The 16,095-nt window shown below is 38.9% G+C and carries 17 protein-coding genes; 9 read left to right on the forward strand and 8 right to left on the reverse strand.

Annotated features, from left to right (window positions below; translation table 11 throughout):
* Positions 1-52: 52 nt before the first annotated feature.
* On the reverse strand, positions 53-1,831 hold the full coding sequence (locus tag DFQ12_RS01715; RefSeq protein ID WP_120257304.1) for an AMP-dependent synthetase/ligase: 1,779 nt from the start codon (positions 1,829-1,831) through the stop codon (positions 53-55).
* 202 nt (positions 1,832-2,033) lie between these two features.
* Between DFQ12_RS01715 and DFQ12_RS28450 the strand changes: the two genes are divergently transcribed.
* Positions 2,034-2,159: a hypothetical protein gene (locus DFQ12_RS28450; protein ID WP_279634383.1), complete on the forward strand. Its 126-nt coding sequence runs from the start codon at positions 2,034-2,036 to the stop codon at positions 2,157-2,159.
* On the opposite strand, the gene DFQ12_RS01720 is transcribed toward DFQ12_RS28450, so the two are convergent.
* Positions 2,146-3,342, reverse strand: a complete 1,197-nt coding sequence (locus tag DFQ12_RS01720) for a proline dehydrogenase family protein (RefSeq protein ID WP_120257305.1) — start codon at positions 3,340-3,342, stop codon at positions 2,146-2,148. The two genes, DFQ12_RS28450 and DFQ12_RS01720, sit on opposite strands and share 14 nt — an antisense overlap.
* 95 nt (positions 3,343-3,437) lie before the next feature.
* Between DFQ12_RS01720 and DFQ12_RS01725 the strand changes: the two genes are divergently transcribed.
* The 3 genes from DFQ12_RS01725 (at position 3,438) to DFQ12_RS01735 (ending at position 5,612) form a co-directional block, all read left to right on the forward strand.
* A complete protein-coding gene (locus DFQ12_RS01725; protein ID WP_120257306.1) occupies positions 3,438-3,644 on the forward strand; it encodes an RNA-binding S4 domain-containing protein in 207 nt (68 codons plus the stop codon).
* Positions 3,645-3,694: 50 nt separating this feature from the next.
* Positions 3,695-4,762 carry a 3-dehydroquinate synthase gene (gene aroB, locus DFQ12_RS01730; protein ID WP_120257307.1) on the forward strand — a complete coding sequence of 356 codons (1,068 nt, stop codon included), beginning with the start codon at positions 3,695-3,697 and terminating at the stop codon, positions 4,760-4,762.
* Positions 4,763-4,898: 136 nt separating this feature from the next.
* Entirely contained in the window at positions 4,899-5,612 is a 714-nt protein-coding gene (locus DFQ12_RS01735; RefSeq protein WP_120257308.1) for a ThuA domain-containing protein, read from the forward strand.
* A gap of 170 nt (positions 5,613-5,782) precedes the next feature.
* Here DFQ12_RS01735 and DFQ12_RS01740 read toward each other — a convergent pair whose 3' ends face one another.
* Positions 5,783-7,669, reverse strand: coding sequence for a TonB-dependent receptor plug domain-containing protein (locus tag DFQ12_RS01740; RefSeq protein WP_120257309.1), 1,887 nt, complete (start codon positions 7,667-7,669; stop codon positions 5,783-5,785).
* 228 nt (positions 7,670-7,897) lie between these two features.
* Positions 7,898-8,851 carry a zinc dependent phospholipase C family protein gene (locus DFQ12_RS01745; protein WP_120257310.1) on the reverse strand — a complete coding sequence of 318 codons (954 nt, stop codon included), beginning with the start codon at positions 8,849-8,851 and terminating at the stop codon, positions 7,898-7,900.
* A gap of 174 nt (positions 8,852-9,025) precedes the next feature.
* On the opposite strand from DFQ12_RS01745, the gene DFQ12_RS01750 reads away from it, so the two are divergent.
* Genes DFQ12_RS01750 through DFQ12_RS01760 form a run of 3 tightly spaced genes read left to right on the forward strand, consistent with a single transcriptional unit; the run spans position 9,026 to position 11,646 of the window.
* A complete protein-coding gene (locus tag DFQ12_RS01750; RefSeq protein WP_120257311.1) occupies positions 9,026-10,012 on the forward strand; it encodes a glycosyltransferase family protein in 987 nt (328 codons plus the stop codon).
* 7 nt (positions 10,013-10,019) lie between these two features.
* Positions 10,020-10,754, forward strand: a complete 735-nt coding sequence (locus DFQ12_RS01755; protein WP_120257312.1) for an FKBP-type peptidyl-prolyl cis-trans isomerase — start codon at positions 10,020-10,022, stop codon at positions 10,752-10,754.
* Positions 10,741-11,646, forward strand: a complete 906-nt coding sequence (locus tag DFQ12_RS01760; protein WP_120257313.1) for an aldo/keto reductase — start codon at positions 10,741-10,743, stop codon at positions 11,644-11,646. Before DFQ12_RS01755 ends, DFQ12_RS01760 begins: the two co-directional genes overlap by 14 nt.
* A gap of 4 nt (positions 11,647-11,650) precedes the next feature.
* On the opposite strand, the gene kdsB is transcribed toward DFQ12_RS01760, so the two are convergent.
* The 4 genes from kdsB to mazG form a co-directional block, all read right to left on the reverse strand.
* Complete coding sequence (kdsB, locus tag DFQ12_RS01765; protein WP_120257314.1) at positions 11,651-12,394, reverse strand: 3-deoxy-manno-octulosonate cytidylyltransferase; 744 nt, start codon at positions 12,392-12,394, stop codon at positions 11,651-11,653.
* 79 nt (positions 12,395-12,473) lie between these two features.
* Positions 12,474-13,091, reverse strand: coding sequence for a deoxynucleoside kinase (locus DFQ12_RS01770; protein WP_120257315.1), 618 nt, complete (start codon positions 13,089-13,091; stop codon positions 12,474-12,476).
* Positions 13,092-13,106: 15 nt separating this feature from the next.
* Positions 13,107-14,105, reverse strand: coding sequence for a tryptophan--tRNA ligase (trpS, locus tag DFQ12_RS01775; protein ID WP_120257316.1), 999 nt, complete (start codon positions 14,103-14,105; stop codon positions 13,107-13,109).
* A gap of 77 nt (positions 14,106-14,182) precedes the next feature.
* Entirely contained in the window at positions 14,183-14,995 is an 813-nt protein-coding gene (gene mazG, locus DFQ12_RS01780) for a nucleoside triphosphate pyrophosphohydrolase (protein ID WP_120257317.1), read from the reverse strand.
* Positions 14,996-15,133: 138 nt separating this feature from the next.
* Here mazG and DFQ12_RS01785 point away from each other — a divergent pair, with 138 nt between their 5' ends.
* The gene (locus DFQ12_RS01785) at positions 15,134-15,433 is read left to right on the forward strand and encodes a hypothetical protein (RefSeq protein WP_120257318.1); all 300 of its coding nucleotides are present in this window, start codon (positions 15,134-15,136) and stop codon (positions 15,431-15,433) included.
* A 46-nt stretch (positions 15,434-15,479) separates the two neighbouring features.
* Complete coding sequence (locus tag DFQ12_RS01790; RefSeq protein ID WP_120257319.1) at positions 15,480-16,004, forward strand: hypothetical protein; 525 nt, start codon at positions 15,480-15,482, stop codon at positions 16,002-16,004.
* The last annotated feature ends 91 nt before the right edge of the window (positions 16,005-16,095 follow it).

Raw genomic sequence — 16,095 nt, forward strand, 5'->3', positions numbered from 1 at the left:
GATACTTTTTATAAATAAGTGCGAAGATACATTAAAATAGGAGTGATTTCGGTTAATCGATCTCCATTTGATATAGATTATTAAATTCTTCCTGATGATGTTCGAGAATAACTTTACGCTTCATTTTCAATGTCGGTGTCAGTTCTCCATTTTCAATCGTGAATTCATCCCTTAAAATAATAGGCTTTTTGATTTGTTCCCAGTTGCCAAAGTGCTGATTGGCGTGACGTACTTCCTGATTTACCTTTTTGATAATTGCGGGATTAGTCAAGAAGTCCTCTTTGGTCATATCTGCAAGTTCTGGAGCATCATTTTTAGCCCAATCCAATAGGTGGGAATAATTGGGTACAATAAATGCAGAAGCAAATTTCATCCCATCACCAATCACCATGGCTTGTTCAATAAATTTAGATTCCACAAGTTTGGTCTCTATAGGTTGCGGGATAACGTACTTGCCACCTGAAATCTTGAACATTTCTTTCTTGCGATCTATAATTTTTAGGAATTTCTCATCTTCCCATTTACCAATATCGCCTGTATGCAACCAGCCATCAATAATCGTTTTGTCAGTCTCGGCTTTATTTTTGTAATAGCCCATCATCACATTAGGCCCTTTGACCAAAATTTCACCATCCTCAGCTAGTTTGACTTCTACGAACCGAACGGGGAGCCCAACGGTACCTATACGTATTCCTTTAATGTAATGGTTAACCGAGATCAAAGGTGATGCCTCAGTCATACCATATCCTTCATATAATGGAATTCCAGCGGCCAAAAAAGCTCGCGTTAGTCTGTTATGTAGCGAGGCCGAACCAGAAGCAACAGTTAACAGCTCACCACCCAAGGCTTCGTACCATTTATTGAGTACAAGCTGTTTGGCAAGTTTAAGCTTCATATTATAGGCAAAATTTCTCTTGATAGGGTTAGGATCATATTCTTCAGCGATATTAACGGCCCAATCAAATACTTTTCTTTTGAATCCGGTAAGCTCATGACCAGTTTTCATGATTTTCTCATAAACCTTCTCGAGGATGCGGGGAACCACGGTCATGATATGTGGTTTTACCTCTTTTAGGTTATCGCCAATTTTATCAAAAGACTCTGCAATATGTATGGTAAAGCCCAGATACATGTAGGTATAGAGTACCATTCGCTCATAAGCATGACAAGGAGGGAGAAAAGTTAGTCCTCGATCATAAGCCTTGCAGGGTGTGATTTCTGCCGCTCCAAGTACATTGGAAAAAATATTATTATGGGACAGCATAACACCTTTTGGCTTACCAGTTGTGCCAGAAGTATAAATTAATGTAGCCAGATCTTCAGGTTTGATCTGATCACGTAACTGAATCAGTTTATCTTCTGGACAGTTGACCCCTAGATCATTGAGCTCATTCCAGCTTCGGGTAGATTCCTGTTCCGAAATGCAGAAGATATATTTTAATGTATAGATGGACTCCGTTAAGTTCATCAAGCGGTCATATAGACTCTTATTACTGACGATACAGACTCTGATTTCAGCATCATTAAAAATATATTGGTAATCAGCGTCGGTAATATTGGGATAAATGGCTACCACCACTGCGCCAATTTGCTGAATAGCAAAATCTATCATGTGCCATTCCATACTACTGCCAGCGATAAGACCAACCTTTTCGTTGGGCTTGACACCGAGTTCAATCAGTCCTTTGGACAGATTGTCCACATTTTCAAGAAAATCAGCCGTTTTGATATAATTCCACTTGCCATCCAGTTTGTGAGCAAACATGTTAAGATCGGGATATTTGCTGACCTGATGACGTGCAAGATCAAATAATCTAAGTTTTTCTTCCATTTCAAATATATATACTGTTTGTTCCGGGGGAACATCATTTTCCTATGAACTTTATTTTAAGGGAAAAGTTTGCAAACATAAATAATTGTTTCAATAATTTGGAATCAATTTGTAATTAGCTTATGCCAATGTCGAGAAGCTGAAATAGGAACACTGTTTTTATGAAACATTATCGCTATTTATAATAGATAAGGAAAGTAGAGTGGAAGAGGGCATTCCTGAGGTAGTCGCTGCTGATATTGGAGACAAAGATGGGGTATTGGATCGTAGAAATCTAATAGGTGGATACACGCTGAAAAAGAAAAAGCTAGTCGTTATCGACGACTAGCTTTTCTTCTTTGTTTTTCCTTGATCAACAGCCCAAGCTCCCGACCAGTGGCTCCGGCAACGGAGGTATTTTCTTGTGCTCTTCTGAAGAGGTAAGGCATCACAGCTTTAACCGGTCCATAAGGCATATATTTAGCAACGTTATAGCCGTGGGCAGCCAAATTAAAGCTCAAATTGTCTGACATTCCCAATAGTTGAGCAAAGTAGATCCGATCTGTTGATCTGTCGATACCACGTCTGTCTATTTCCTCTGCCAATAACATACTGCTGTCTTCATTGTGTGTACCAGCCATCAGGCCGAAATTGTCCAAGTGGTCCAATATGAACTCAATAGCTTCGTTGTAATCTGTATCAGATGCAGCTTTATTCGGTTGGATTGGATCAGCATAGCCCATTTGTGTAGCACGTGCACGTTCGATTTCCATATAGGCACCTCGTACAATTTTTGCTCCCATGTGAAAGCCTCTGACCTTAGCATATTCAAAATCAGCTTTTAAAGAAGCTAATTTGTCACTACGGTAAAGTTGATAGGTATTATAAACAATAGGTTTTTCCATATTGTATTTTTCCATCATCTCACGCGCAATGTCATCAATAGCGTCCTGAATCCAGGAATGTTCAGCATCAACCAATACCTTTACACCCGCTTCATGACAAGCTTTACAGATACGGTCTGTGCGATCCAACATGCGTTGGTATTCTGCTTGCTCAGATTCTGTTAATGTTTCTTTGGCATTAACCTTCTCGAACAATTCAAAACGTCCTAATCCTGTTGGTTTAAAAACTGAAAAAGGAATATACTTGTTTTTGCTGGCAGCGGATACCGTACGTAGTACTTCTTCGCAACAGGCATCAAAAGCACTTTCGGTCTCTTCGCCTTCAACTGAATAGTCTAATATGGTTCCAACACCATTTTCACCCAATTCATTGATGGCGGTTTCGCAGCCTTCAATGGTTTCTCCTCCACAAAAATGCTTGAAGATTGTACTACGGATTATACCCTGGATCGGCAATCCAATGTTCAGCGCAAAGTTGGTCATTGATGGACCTACTTTCGTTAAAAAGTTATTCGCTATTATTTTGAATAACCAATACGCTCTTTCTAAATCCTTATCACTTTTACTTTTAAAAGCGATCTCTGTATTATCAAAGGACAATGTTCTGGGCTCAGAATTCTCAATCATAATCTTTATTTGCAATAAGGCAAATGTAGTAATTTAGTAAGCATTAAAACGATGATTATTCTTGTATTCCTCGGTTAAACCACTATTTTTGTGAAATGCAAGAATTTAAAATCGAAGGGGAATATATACAGCTTATTCAGTTACTTAAAGCTTTAAATTGGGTGGAGCATGGTGCTATGGCTCAATGGGTTGTCGCTGAAGGGTACGTGAAGTATAATGGTCAGGTTGATTATCGGAAAAGACTGAAATTGAAGCCTGGTGATGTTGTTGAATTTGATGGGATGGAAGTAAAATTGGTGTAATATTAAACAATATTGGTAAATAGAAAACTTAAACCTTAAAGAATCGTAGAATGGAAGTCATAGAAAGTTTGGGCTATCAAGTATATTTTGATGATACGTTGGCCTCTTTGGAGACGTTTTTAGCGGAACGGAATTATTCAAAAATTATAGTTTTGGTAGATACCAATACCTTAGACAATTGTTTACCATTGTTTCAGCAAGCTTTACCTAATTTATCCAACTATGACGTCATAGAGGTAGATCCAGGGGAAGAGAATAAAAATATAGATTTCTGCATCGGAGTGTGGCAGAATATGCTTGATTTTGGAGCTGACCGGCACTCGTTGCTGATCAATCTCGGTGGTGGTGTCGTCACTGATATGGGTGGTTTTGCGGCGTCCACGTTTAAGCGGGGGATGGACTTTATTCAAATTCCGACAACCTTACTTTCGCAAGTAGATGCTTCTGTCGGTGGAAAGACCGGAATAGATATGGGAAGTGTGAAAAATATAATCGGAACGTTTACACAACCGCAGGCTGTATTTATCTCAAGCCAATTTTTAAAAACATTGGATAGAAGGCAATTGATCTCCGGATTTGCTGAAGTCATTAAACACGGACTGATCTTTGATCATGCGTATTACGAACGTATTAAAATACTGGATATAACACAGGTAGATAATGAACTGGTTAAACATTCTGTTTCCATAAAGAATCAAGTAGTCCTAGAAGATCCCAAAGAAAAAGGACTTCGTAAAATCCTAAATTTTGGACATACCATAGGTCATGCTATTGAGGGGTATTCGCTGTTGAACGATCGCAATCCTTTATTACATGGGGAAGCAATTGCTGTTGGAATGATCTGTGAAGGGTACCTTTCTCATAAACTGAATGGACTTTCATTGGATGAATTCAATGATCTCATTGCTACTTTCAGAAGATACTTTGAAGATTATACGTTCAGTCCGGCTATCGATACAACGCTTTTGGATCTGATGCGAAATGATAAGAAAAATCTATCTAATCAGATCGGCTTTGCGCTCCTTGATAAAATAGGTAGCTGTCAGTATGATATTTTCGTTTCTGAAGATGATATTATTGAAAGTCTTGATTTTTACCGGGAACTAATCGCACAATAAAATTTGGAAAAAGCTGTGTACGGGGAGAGTATACAGCTTTTTCTATTATGATCTAAGGTTTAAATGAACTGCCGAAAATTATGACCTTAGCTCATAAAAAAACCTAAACTAAATTTTAATCATAACCAACTATATCATGAATAAATTCTTCATTTTTCTGTTTTTCTTTTTTGCGGTGACCGTGACCGCCATTGCACAAAAAAGAGTACTGATTTTTAGTAAAACCCAAGGGTTTAGACACAGTAGTATCGAAAAAGGTGCTCAAGTGCTGAAACAATTGTTGGACAAGGAAAAGATCACCTCTGATCATTCCGAAGATGCAGGGTTGTTTACGGACCAAGGTTTGAAAAAGTATGATGCGATTATCTTTTTAAGTACTACAGGTAATATTTTGGATGAGACACAACAAGATGCGTTTGTCCGTTATATTCAATCAGGCAAAGGTTTTGCGGGGATCCATGCAGCAACGGATACCGAATTTGACTGGCCATGGTATAATGGTTTGGTTGGGGCTTATTTTGCATCACATCCTGCTGTACAGAATGCTAAAATAGATGTTGTCGATAGAAAACATATCGCTACCAAACATCTTGATCCCGTATGGTGGCATAAGGATGAATGGTACAATTTTAAAGATGTTAAAGAAGGCCTACATGTGTTGATGAATTTGGATGAGAAGAGTTATAATGGCGGAAAAATGGGGGATCATCATCCGATTTCCTGGAGCCAAAATTATGATGGAGGAAAGGTTTTTTATACAGGATTGGGGCATACAGAAGAATCTTATGATGAACCTGCATTCCAAAAACACTTGATTGGCGGGATTTTATCGGTACTTCCGAGAAAATAGTGTAATTAGCCTAAGGTTGGTATAATCATTGAAAGGGCTGAGTGGTTGAATGCCAAAGATTCAATAAACGTTTAATACCCCATATTGATCATCAGTTATGGGGTATTTTATCTGTAGGAGACAACATGCATTTTTACACAGGGGTATCTCTTTGAGATGATTTGAAGTTTTTAGTAACTGAATTTATATTTTGCACCTAGACTAAACCACCTTCCTGGCATCGGTACAGCCGCCGCTTCAATATAGCTCTTATCAAAAATGTTCTGAATATCAGCAAAAATATTGAGGTCGATAATCTGATAGGAAGCTCTTACATCTGCAATAAAATAATTTTTGTAACTGATACGTTCGTTGAAACGATTAGCTGTTGTCAGCATCCAGTTTTTATGATTCACCGTAAAATTGAGAATAACCTGATGTCTTAAATTTTCAATGGCATACTTAGAGCGGATGCCATCTTCAACTTTGATCGTTGGGTTTAGATAGTTATAACTTATTGTCGTGTAATATCGTGTGGTGGCCATTGGATCATTGAGCTGATAACGAAAAGATCCATTGACTCCATCAACAGTATTTTTTCCAATATTGGAGGGTTTCCATGGAACAACGGTTCCCTCAGCCACAGCGCCCTCGGTTTTTTGCCAGTCTATAAAATCATTTATATTTCGGTGAAAATAGCTCGCCTGAGCAACGATACGGTTGGATAGATATTTGATACCCCCCTCAATCTGGTAGGCATTCTCTGATGTTAGATCTGGATTTCCAATATTAGCCGTCTGATTGGTATAGAGGTCTGTAAATGATGGAATACGCTGGGCAGATCCTGCACTCAGAACAAATTTCCAATGTTCTGTAATAGCATAGCCTAAGTCGAGGCCCGGGAATACCTGCCAGCCAAATTTTGAATTATAATTTACGTAGGCTCCCGCATTGACCATTAGTTTGGCAATCGCTTCAGTTTTGAATTCCAGATAACCGCCGTAGTTTTCGCGGTTATGGGAGCCGATAGCAGTACTATTGATTCGCTCGAATCGGCTCTCTAGTCCCAAACCAAAAGTTCCGTAATGCTGCTCTAATGCGGCATTTACTTCAGCCCCAAAAACATTGCTGTAATGTTTTGATCTACCTTTGCTGGTTTGCCTTCCCAAATACCAATATTCATCTTCATTATATCGGTTACTGAGTCGGGGACTGATAGAAAGGTCCTTGCTCAATTGATGTTTCGACTGCAGGGATGCGAATGCTGTTTTAACTTGTTCATAAGCTTCTTTGTCCGTTGGGGCAGCATAATATCCATTGGCCCCAAACTGATTGTCTATATAGCCAAAGTTTGCTTTTATTTGATGGGATTCATTGGGCTGATAAGTTCCGTCGTAATACAATTTGTTATTATTGGAGGCTGTATTATAACGCTGACCGTTGGAATCTTCGTGACCAAAATATAAGCCGTGACTGGTGCGTCCGCTGTTGAACTGCGCGCCTAATTGGGCTCCCTTGCCGTAATATTTACCAGAGCTCGCCTGTTCATTGTCTTTAAATGACGATCCGCCATATACCTGAGTACTGATCTGATTGGATTCGATTTTTTTTGTAACGATATTGATCGCACCTGTTAGCGCATTGATGCCGAAGATACGGGAAGCTGGGCCTCTGATAATTTCGATACGCTCAATAGATTCTACAGGTACAGGGAGGTTCATATTGTGGTGCGCAGTCTGTGGATCTGTAATTTTAACACCATTTAATAGGATAGCAGTTTGTTCAAATGAGCCACCATCTATACTTACATCAGCCTGTGAACCAAATGGTCCTCTTTGGCGTACATCTACACCGGGGATATTAGTTAGCAGTTCGTTTATCGAACGATTGGGGAGCCGTTGGATGTCTTCCTGTGTCAGTATCTGTATATTTTTGCTTTGCTTTGAAAAGGGGATCTGGAGCCTGTTCTGATTAATAATGACTTCATTCAATGCTGTCGTATCTCTTATTTGTGCATAGGAGGCACCTACAGTCAAGATAATGGCGAGCTTTGTTAACGCTATTTTTTTATTCAACATGATTTCTTTTAATTATCCTATTTAATTATAAACTTGTAGTCAGCAAAGAGATTCGATATATCCTTGTTACCTGTTGTTGATTTGCGCCGTTATCGTATTTTACTTTTTTGCAAAATCACGATAGGGCAGTTCATAGGTTTTATGCCGCAAAACTAGTTCAGTTGATTAAGAAAGTAAATAGTCCGGTACTAATATTGTGTGTAGTCCGGTTGGTTGTCTGCGGTCTGCTTACATCCATTCCTCGCGGCCGATAGGCTTTTTACCGTTTGTAGTAATGCTATCCTGTTTATTGTCAATTTTGATTTTGGTGGTGCTAGAAAGGTTAGGTTGACCAGACTCAAGCCAGGCCGAGTACCAGTAGGAGGCTACCCGAAGAACTGTTTTACGCATTCTCCGTTCCACCATCCCATTTAATGCATGATGATAGGCTTTAGCATAATTGTCAGAATAGGTCCATAACAATTGATTGTTCCGTTCGATAAATGAGTTTTTTTGAGAGGCTTTAAACTGTTTGTTGAGAAGCGATTCAATACGGAGTACAGAATCGACGAGTTGATTGCTTTCGCGAACGATATTCCAGGCTTCATTTAAGGGATCCACAATATAATTGGCTTTTCCAACAAGTAGGTTATACTTGCCGGCGAACATTTCGGGTAGACGGCTTTCCCAAAAAGCATGAATGCCGATCTGACCAGTTAATTGGCCATTATAATTTTTGGTCGTATGCAAGGGGACATGGGCATCTGCGATATAATGACCTAAATCTGCTGAATGTTTGACGATTTTATTATAATCCTTGGATTGAAAGGCTTTAACAAGCTTTAGATAGGTAAAGTTAATTTGCCAGGGGATAATTCCGTTTTTAAGTAGTTGTCGTTCCTGGAATTTATCCTTTGCTTGAGACCAATGTATAGGTATTGAGTCGATCTGCCTATCTTCACGGTAATCTTCAATATCAATAAAGTGCCGTGGCCCTTCAGTACTGTCAATAAAACAACGCTTATCCGGATCTATAGCTTTCTCTGTAATAAGGTCAATATTGGTCTTGTAAAATTTGGCCAACTTTGCGGGGAGTGCAAAGACCGCGTAATGGTTGATTTTTTTATGCGCAAAAAATCCCCATGAGTTAAATGTAAACAGTGCAACAATGGAAAGTATCCAAAGGAGAGGAGACTTTGTCATAGTAAATTGGTTATTAAATAATTGTTAATACTAAATATACGTAAAATAGAAGAAAAACCGTGTTAACTCTATAGATTCATTGTATTAATTTATCTTTTCTTAATATAACTAAACAATAAAATAATATTGATAGTCGTTAAAATTCATTAATTTGCCGACACAAATACAGTCGTTATGAAGATATTGTACGCCGTACAAGGGACTGGCAATGGACATCTGAGTCGTGCCATGGACATTGTTCCCTGTTTGAAAGCTTTGGGAGAAGTGGATGTTTTGGTCAGTGGAATTCAGGCAGATCTCTCCCTACCTTTTGAAGTAAAGTATCGTTTTCATGGTTTAAGCTTTATTTTCGGAAAATCGGGAGGCGTAGATTTATGGAAAACTTTTATGAGTTCAACCATTCGTAAATTTACCAACGAGATCAAAAGTCTGCCAATCGAAGGATACGATTTGGTTATCAATGATTTTGAGCCGATTTCAGCATGGGCCTGTCACTCCAAGGATCTGGAATGCATTGGACTAAGTCATCAGATCGGGGCTTTGGACCCTGCGAGCCCTAAACCGGAAGAAAGTGATATGTTAGGTAAGTTTATTATGAAAAATTATGCGCCTGCAACACATTCATATGGCTTCCATTTTAAAAGATACGCCAAGAATATTTTTCCCCCAGTTATCCGTAATGCTGTCCGTGATCTGACTGTTACTGACCAAGGGCATTACACCGTTTATTTGCCCGCTTATGATGATGCGCATCTGTTGAAACACTTAATGAAGTTTCCAGACGTGAAATGGGATGTATTCAGTAAGCACAATTCCCGACCTTTTGAGATGAAGAATGTGACCATAAAACCGATCAATAATCAGGCTTTTATTGAAAGTATGGCTTCTTCCTCCGGAGTTTTATGCGGTGCGGGTTTTGAAACCCCCGCAGAAGCGTTATATTTGAAAAAGAAACTATTGGTTGTCCCGATGAAAAATCAGTATGAACAGCATTTAAATGCTGCATCACTGGAAGAAATGGGGGTACCAGTGATATCCAGTTTAAAACAGAAAAATATGCTGGCCATTGAGGCTTGGCTCAACAGTAAATCAAGGGTTGAAGTTGATTACCCTAATATAACACAGGAAATTATTGAAGAAATTGTGCAAAAGCACCGTTAAATAAAACATGAAGTACATCGCATTAGCCCTATTGTCTCTGACTACCGTAACTGGATTTGCTCAGCAGAAAAAAAAGACCAGTTCGGTCAAGAAAAAAACAGTGACAACAAAAACAAACTCAGCAAATCTGTTGGTAACCAAAGCGGATTCTGTATCCTATGCATTCGGTATGGATATTGGAAAGTCATTAAAATCTACTGAAGTAGAATATTTAAAAGCTGATGTTATCGCGAAAGCGATTGCTGCCACCTTGAAAAATGAGAAAACCTTATTGGAAGATGGACAAACAAGAGAAGTCATCCAAAAAGCCATTATGGATATACGCGCTGAAAAAGAAGCCGTAAGTCGTGCCCAAGAAGATAAATTCTTCGCTGAAAATGCGAAAATAGCGGGAATGAAAACAACGGCTGAGGGTATTCAATACCTTATTTTGACCCAGACAGAAGGAGCGAAGCCTACTGTAAATGATGAAGTTACTGTGCATTATAAAGGAACTTTATTAAACGGTAAACAATTTGATAGTTCCTATGATCGCAATGAGCCATTAAAACTATCGTTGGGACAAGTGATCAAAGGATGGCAGATCGGTATTCCATTAATGTCTAAGGGGGCTAAATATAAATTTTTTATACCAAGCCGACTGGCCTATGGCGGGCAGGCAAAAGGCAATGATATTCCTGCAAATAGCACGCTGGTGTTTGAAGTAGAATTGCTCGATTTTAATACGGATGGAACAACGTAGATTAGGCGAAAGTGGTCTAATGGTTTCGGAAATTGGTTTGGGTTGTATGTCGTTAAAAAGCAATCAACCCAAACAATCCAAAGATATTATCCAAAAGGCTTTCGATAAGGGAATCACATTTTTTGATACCGCTGATCTCTATGACAAAGGTCAAAATGAGACCGTTGTTGGTGAAAGCGTACAGGCTTTTCGCAAGCAAATTGTTTTGGCCAGTAAAGTCGGTAATCTCTGGCGGGCTGACGGTTCGGGCTGGGACTGGAAAGCGTCGAAAGATTATATCATCAGAACCATTGAAGGATCGTTATCACGATTGAAAACAGATTATATTGATCTTTATCAATTGCATGGTGGTACAATTGATGATCCAATTGACGAAATCATTGAAGCTTTTGAATTACTGAAGAAACAAGGAAAGATCCGTACCTACGGGCTATCGTCTATTCGTCCAAATGTCATTAAGACATTTCTATCAAAATCTTCTATTGCGTCAGTGATGATGCAATATAGTGTTTTGGATAGGAGACCAGAGGAGGAGATCGATACATTATTGGCTAACAATGGTGCCAGTATGCTGGCACGAGGAGCATTAGCAAAAGGACTCTTGGTGAATAAGCCTGTGGAACCTTATCTTCAATATAGTTCTGGAGAAGTCGCGCATATACTTCGCAATCTGGATAATAGGACAAAAAAATCAGGAGAAGGTAGGGCGACTGAAGCGCTATCCTATGTGCTATCCAGTCCCGCAGTAGCAACAGCTGTGGTAGGTGTGAGTACTAAATTGCAGTTGGATGAATTGCTATCGACAACACAACGGATTAAGGAATTGGATAAATTAGACAAGAAGAAATTACTGGACGGTGTCCGGTCTTTATATTACACCGAACACCGGTAAGTGTCTATTTATTAAAAAATAGTTTTAAAATTTTATTGAGATCTTCTTTCGTATCGACTGCTACAGTTTCATGCGTGGTAACTGCCGTTTGGATTGCGTAGCCATTTTCTATCCAACGTAATTGTTCGAGCGCTTCAGCTTCCTCAAGTATAGATACGGGCAATTGCGTCAAGGCTCTTAAAGTATCCACTTGATAGGCATAAATACCAATATGTTTGTAGAATGTTTGTTTCTTAAGCCATTGTTCCTGATCAACTCCTCTTAAAAAAGGAATCGTTTGTCTGCTGAAATAAATTGCTTCGCCAAATGTGTTTCGGACAACTTTTGGAATATTCTGATTGAATAATTCCTCTGGAGTCCCGATTTCTTTTACTAAGGTTGCAATTTTTGTTTGCGGATTTTCAAAACAAGTTGCCAAAAGATCTATTTGATCAGGATTGATAAAAGGTTCATCGCCCTGGATATTGATCACAACATCATATGCCTGATCATTGGCAATGACTTCAGCACAACGGTCTGTACCGGACTGATGTGTATCGGATGTCATGGCTACATTGCCGCCAAAGGAGAGCACTTCTGTTGCTATACGTTGGTCATCGGTCGCGACAATTACTTCGGTCAATTTTTTTGATTTCTTTACCTGCTCGTATACCCGTCGAATCATGGTCTGGCCTTCAATATCAACCAAAGGTTTGCCCGGAAATCTGCTTGAAGCATATCGAGCAGGAATAATGCCTAAAAATTTCATGATACTTTGTGAATTTCTATTTAATAAAAAGCCTGTAAAATTATCAATTTACAGGCTTTTATCTATCTGTTATGTATTGTTATTCAAATAATCCGAATAATTCGGCTTCTATCTTTTGTATGATTCCACCAAGATCCTCTGGATTAGTTGTAAAATCAAGATTATCTTTATCTAAGATCATTACTTTACCCTCCTTGTAATTGTTGATCCATTTGTCATATTTATCATTCAATTTAGATAAATAATCTAATCGGATGGCCGATTCATAATCACGGCCTCTTTTTTGGATATTATTAACCAAAGTGGGAACAGAAGCTTTTAAGTAGATCAATAGATCCGGAGGTTTAATGTAATGAATAATACTTTGGAATATGTTGCTATAGTTTTCAAAGTCACGAGCACTCATTAAACCCATATCATATAAGTTTTCGGCAAAGATATAGGCATCTTCATAGATTGTACGATCCTGAATCATATTAATGTCAGTCTCCTGAAGCTTTACAATATGCCTAAAACGGCTATTTAAGAAGAAGATCTGAAGGTTGAAGGCCCAACGTTTCATGTCTGAATAAAAATCTTCTAGATAGGGATTATTGTCCACGGCCTCAAATTGAGGTTCAAATTTGAAATGACTCGCCAATAATTCCGTTAGCGTCGTTTTTCCAGCACCTATATTTCCTACGATAGCAATATGCATATTCTCTTTCCTTGTTTAATAAAATCTCTTGATACCAATAATTTCACGAACTTCTTTCAATGTCTTGCGTGCAGACTCACTGGCTTTCTCGGCTCCCAATTTTGCCACTTTCGCAATATAATCATCATCGTTCGATATATCTTCAATACGAAGACGTACATCATTTGTAGCCAATACCATATCTTCTGCCAACTGCTTTTTGAAATCTCCATAACGGATCTCACATTTATTGTAAAGCTCGTCAAAGTGTTGTAATGTATCGGCTGTTGAAACCACTTTCATTAGATCGAATAGATTCTGGATCGCTTCGGGTTTGGGTTGGTTCATTTCAGTTGGACCTGAATCAGAAACTGCGCGCATTACTTTTTTACGAATAGCATCAGCAGAATCCGAAAGATAGATGCAATCAGCCTCACCATTGGATTTACCCATTTTACCTTGACCTGCCAATCCCGGTATTTTAACCAATTTGTCCGAGTAGGAGAAAGCAAAAGCTTCTTTAAAATAATCTACATTATATAGACGATTAAAGCGATTACCAAATGTCCGTGTCATTTCCAGATGTTGTTCCTGGTCTTTTCCAACAGGAACTTTAGTTCCGTGGTGGATCAGAATGTCGCAAGCCATTAACACAGGGTAGGTTAGCAAGCCCGCGTTGACATTATCTGGGTTGCTACGTACTTTATCTTTAAATGCTGTAGCGCGCTCAAGTTCGCCTAAGTAAGCGTTCATGTTCATATACAAGTAAAGCTCAGCAACTTCGGGGACGTCAGACTGTACGTAAATAGTTGATTTTTCGGGATCTATACCCGCAGCTAGATATTCAACGATAACTTGACGTACAGTGCCCTGAAGACCATGTGGTGTAGGGTGTGTCGTCAAAGAATGCAGATCCGCAATAAAAAAAAAGCAATTATATTCATTTTGCATTTTCACAAAATTGCTCAATGCGCCATAGTAATTTCCTAAATGTAATTTTCCGGTACTTCTGATACCACTAACAACTGTTTCCATATTCCTGCGAATTTACGGATAAATTTGACAAAGTAGAATTAAATTCCGTGACTCCGGTGCCTTTTAATGGATTGTCGTTATTTTTTTAGTTTTTTTGCTTCATTCCAATAAACATCCATTTCTTCAAGGCTCATATCCTGCAATTGTTGCTTGTTTTCCGCAGCCTTTTGCTCCAAATAGGTGAACCTGGTGATGAATTTCTTGTTGGTGCGTTCTAGGGCATTTTCTGGATTGATTCCAATATGCCTTGCATAATTTATGAGCGAGAATAATAGGTCGCCAAATTCAGCCTCTGCTTTTTCAAGGTCGATGGCTTCGGTGGTTTCGATATTGAATTCTGTTTTAAATTCGGCGAGTTCTTCTTCAACTTTTTCCCATACTTGTCTTTTGTCTTCCCAGTCAAAACCAACACCTCTGACTTTATCTTGGATACGGTAGGCCTTGACAAGAGCCGGTAGCCCTTTTGGAACACCTGCAAGGACAGATTTATTGCCCTCCTGAAGCTTGATGGCTTCCCAGTTGGACTTCACTTGATCTTCCGTGTTTGCGCTCGCATCAGCATAGATATGCGGATGACGGGTAATTAGCTTGTCACAGATTGCATTCAGGACATCAACGATATTAAAATGTCCTTCTTCTTCCGCAATACGGGCATAGAATAAGAGGTGCATCAGAACGTCACCAAGTTCTTTTTTTATTTCGGGGTAATCCTGTTCCAGGATAGCGTCTGTCAGCTCGTATAACTCTTCAATCGTTAGGTGACGCAAAGATTCCATGGTTTGTTTCTTGTCCCACGGGCATTCAAGCCTTAAGGTATACAAGACATCGAGTAGACGTTGGAATGCTAGTTGAGGGGTATGCTGATAAGCCGGAGCTGCTAAATTTGCCATATGATATTGAGTTTTCGTCTTACAAAAATAGAAATATGATTTTGAATAAACTATTTGAAATTGAGGAAAACAAAAGGGGGTAAATGGTCGTTTTATAATAAAAAAGGATTATTTAGATCAACTTAAGAAGAATTAGTTATGGAAAGAATGCATGGGTACTCGTCAGCTAGTGTGGCATTGGAAAAGTTAAGCGGCTTGGGATATAAAATAGATTACAACATCGAATTTGATGATTTATTGGCTCATGCAGACCAGTTTAAGATTGATTATCTGTTCCGTTATGAGGGGGCGTCAGATCCGGATGACGAGTCTACTGTATATGGAATAAGCCGAAATTCAGGAGAAAAAGGTGTTTTTGTAGCGGGCAATTTATCACTGATTGAAGGAAAGAAGCGGGATATTCTACTGCAGCTTGAACTAAAAGAAAGAGAACATTAGCAATAAGGCTATCCTAAAATAGTAGCAATTAATATAATTTTAAGGTATGGAAGGAAGTAGTTTTACTGAATCTGAAAGACTCAAAGAGCTTAGGATATGGGCTTTGCGTCGCGATGGTAAACCTTTGGATGGAGGCTATACCGATCTAAATGAGGATCGTCTGTTGCAGGTATACCGCAATGAGGCGCTCAACTTAATGAAAGCAGGGTTTTATAATAAAGGTACAGGGCTTTTTGAGTCTTACGTCGAACGACATTATCCGCAGGAACTGGAAAAGCTCATTGGTAAACTGGAAAGGAGTTACGATAGCCTTGAACGATTTAGCCCGGGGCTGGTCGAAGAAGGGTTTTATAATCTCATTTTGGGAGACCTGCCACTACATATGAAAGGAACAATAGTGGTGCTGCTCCGTGCCAAGGAATCAGAGTTTCCTTCGATTTACAACAATGATCAAGACGCGGATATGCGTAGTTCCCCAAATTGGTTGTTACAGCAGTCTTATAATGATGTTTGGGTAGATATGCATCAGACTGCGTTGAACAATATCCACTATCCAGATCGGATACTCTAGTTTGGCAAAATTTTTGTTATTAACAAACACGACAAGAGGATAATGATTTTCAGTATCCTCTTTTTTGACGCTAAATTTATTGTTGAATTAT

The sequence above is a fragment of the Sphingobacterium detergens genome, assembly GCF_003610355.1.
GTDB lineage: Bacteria > Bacteroidota > Bacteroidia > Sphingobacteriales > Sphingobacteriaceae > Sphingobacterium > Sphingobacterium detergens.

What these genes read in the sequence shown, in the direction of transcription:
- DFQ12_RS01715 (WP_120257304.1), bottom strand. Translation starts at nt 1,831, where the DNA reads ATGGAAGAAAAACTTAGATTATTTGATCTTGCACGTCATCAGGTCAGC.
- DFQ12_RS01720 (WP_120257305.1), bottom strand. Translation starts at nt 3,342, where the DNA reads ATGATTGAGAATTCTGAGCCCAGAACATTGTCCTTTGATAATACAGAG.
- DFQ12_RS01725 (WP_120257306.1), top strand. Translation starts at nt 3,438, where the DNA reads ATGCAAGAATTTAAAATCGAAGGGGAATATATACAGCTTATTCAGTTA.
- aroB (WP_120257307.1), top strand. Translation starts at nt 3,695, where the DNA reads ATGGAAGTCATAGAAAGTTTGGGCTATCAAGTATATTTTGATGATACG.
- DFQ12_RS01735 (WP_120257308.1), top strand. Translation starts at nt 4,899, where the DNA reads ATGAATAAATTCTTCATTTTTCTGTTTTTCTTTTTTGCGGTGACCGTG.
- DFQ12_RS01740 (WP_120257309.1), bottom strand. Translation starts at nt 7,669, where the DNA reads ATGTTGAATAAAAAAATAGCGTTAACAAAGCTCGCCATTATCTTGACT.
- DFQ12_RS01745 (WP_120257310.1), bottom strand. Translation starts at nt 8,851, where the DNA reads ATGACAAAGTCTCCTCTCCTTTGGATACTTTCCATTGTTGCACTGTTT.
- DFQ12_RS01750 (WP_120257311.1), top strand. Translation starts at nt 9,026, where the DNA reads ATGAAGATATTGTACGCCGTACAAGGGACTGGCAATGGACATCTGAGT.
- DFQ12_RS01755 (WP_120257312.1), top strand. Translation starts at nt 10,020, where the DNA reads ATGAAGTACATCGCATTAGCCCTATTGTCTCTGACTACCGTAACTGGA.
- DFQ12_RS01760 (WP_120257313.1), top strand. Translation starts at nt 10,741, where the DNA reads ATGGAACAACGTAGATTAGGCGAAAGTGGTCTAATGGTTTCGGAAATT.
- kdsB (WP_120257314.1), bottom strand. Translation starts at nt 12,394, where the DNA reads ATGAAATTTTTAGGCATTATTCCTGCTCGATATGCTTCAAGCAGATTT.
- DFQ12_RS01770 (WP_120257315.1), bottom strand. Translation starts at nt 13,091, where the DNA reads ATGCATATTGCTATCGTAGGAAATATAGGTGCTGGAAAAACGACGCTA.
- trpS (WP_120257316.1), bottom strand. Translation starts at nt 14,105, where the DNA reads ATGGAAACAGTTGTTAGTGGTATCAGAAGTACCGGAAAATTACATTTA.
- mazG (WP_120257317.1), bottom strand. Translation starts at nt 14,995, where the DNA reads ATGGCAAATTTAGCAGCTCCGGCTTATCAGCATACCCCTCAACTAGCA.
- DFQ12_RS01785 (WP_120257318.1), top strand. Translation starts at nt 15,134, where the DNA reads ATGGAAAGAATGCATGGGTACTCGTCAGCTAGTGTGGCATTGGAAAAG.
- DFQ12_RS01790 (WP_120257319.1), top strand. Translation starts at nt 15,480, where the DNA reads ATGGAAGGAAGTAGTTTTACTGAATCTGAAAGACTCAAAGAGCTTAGG.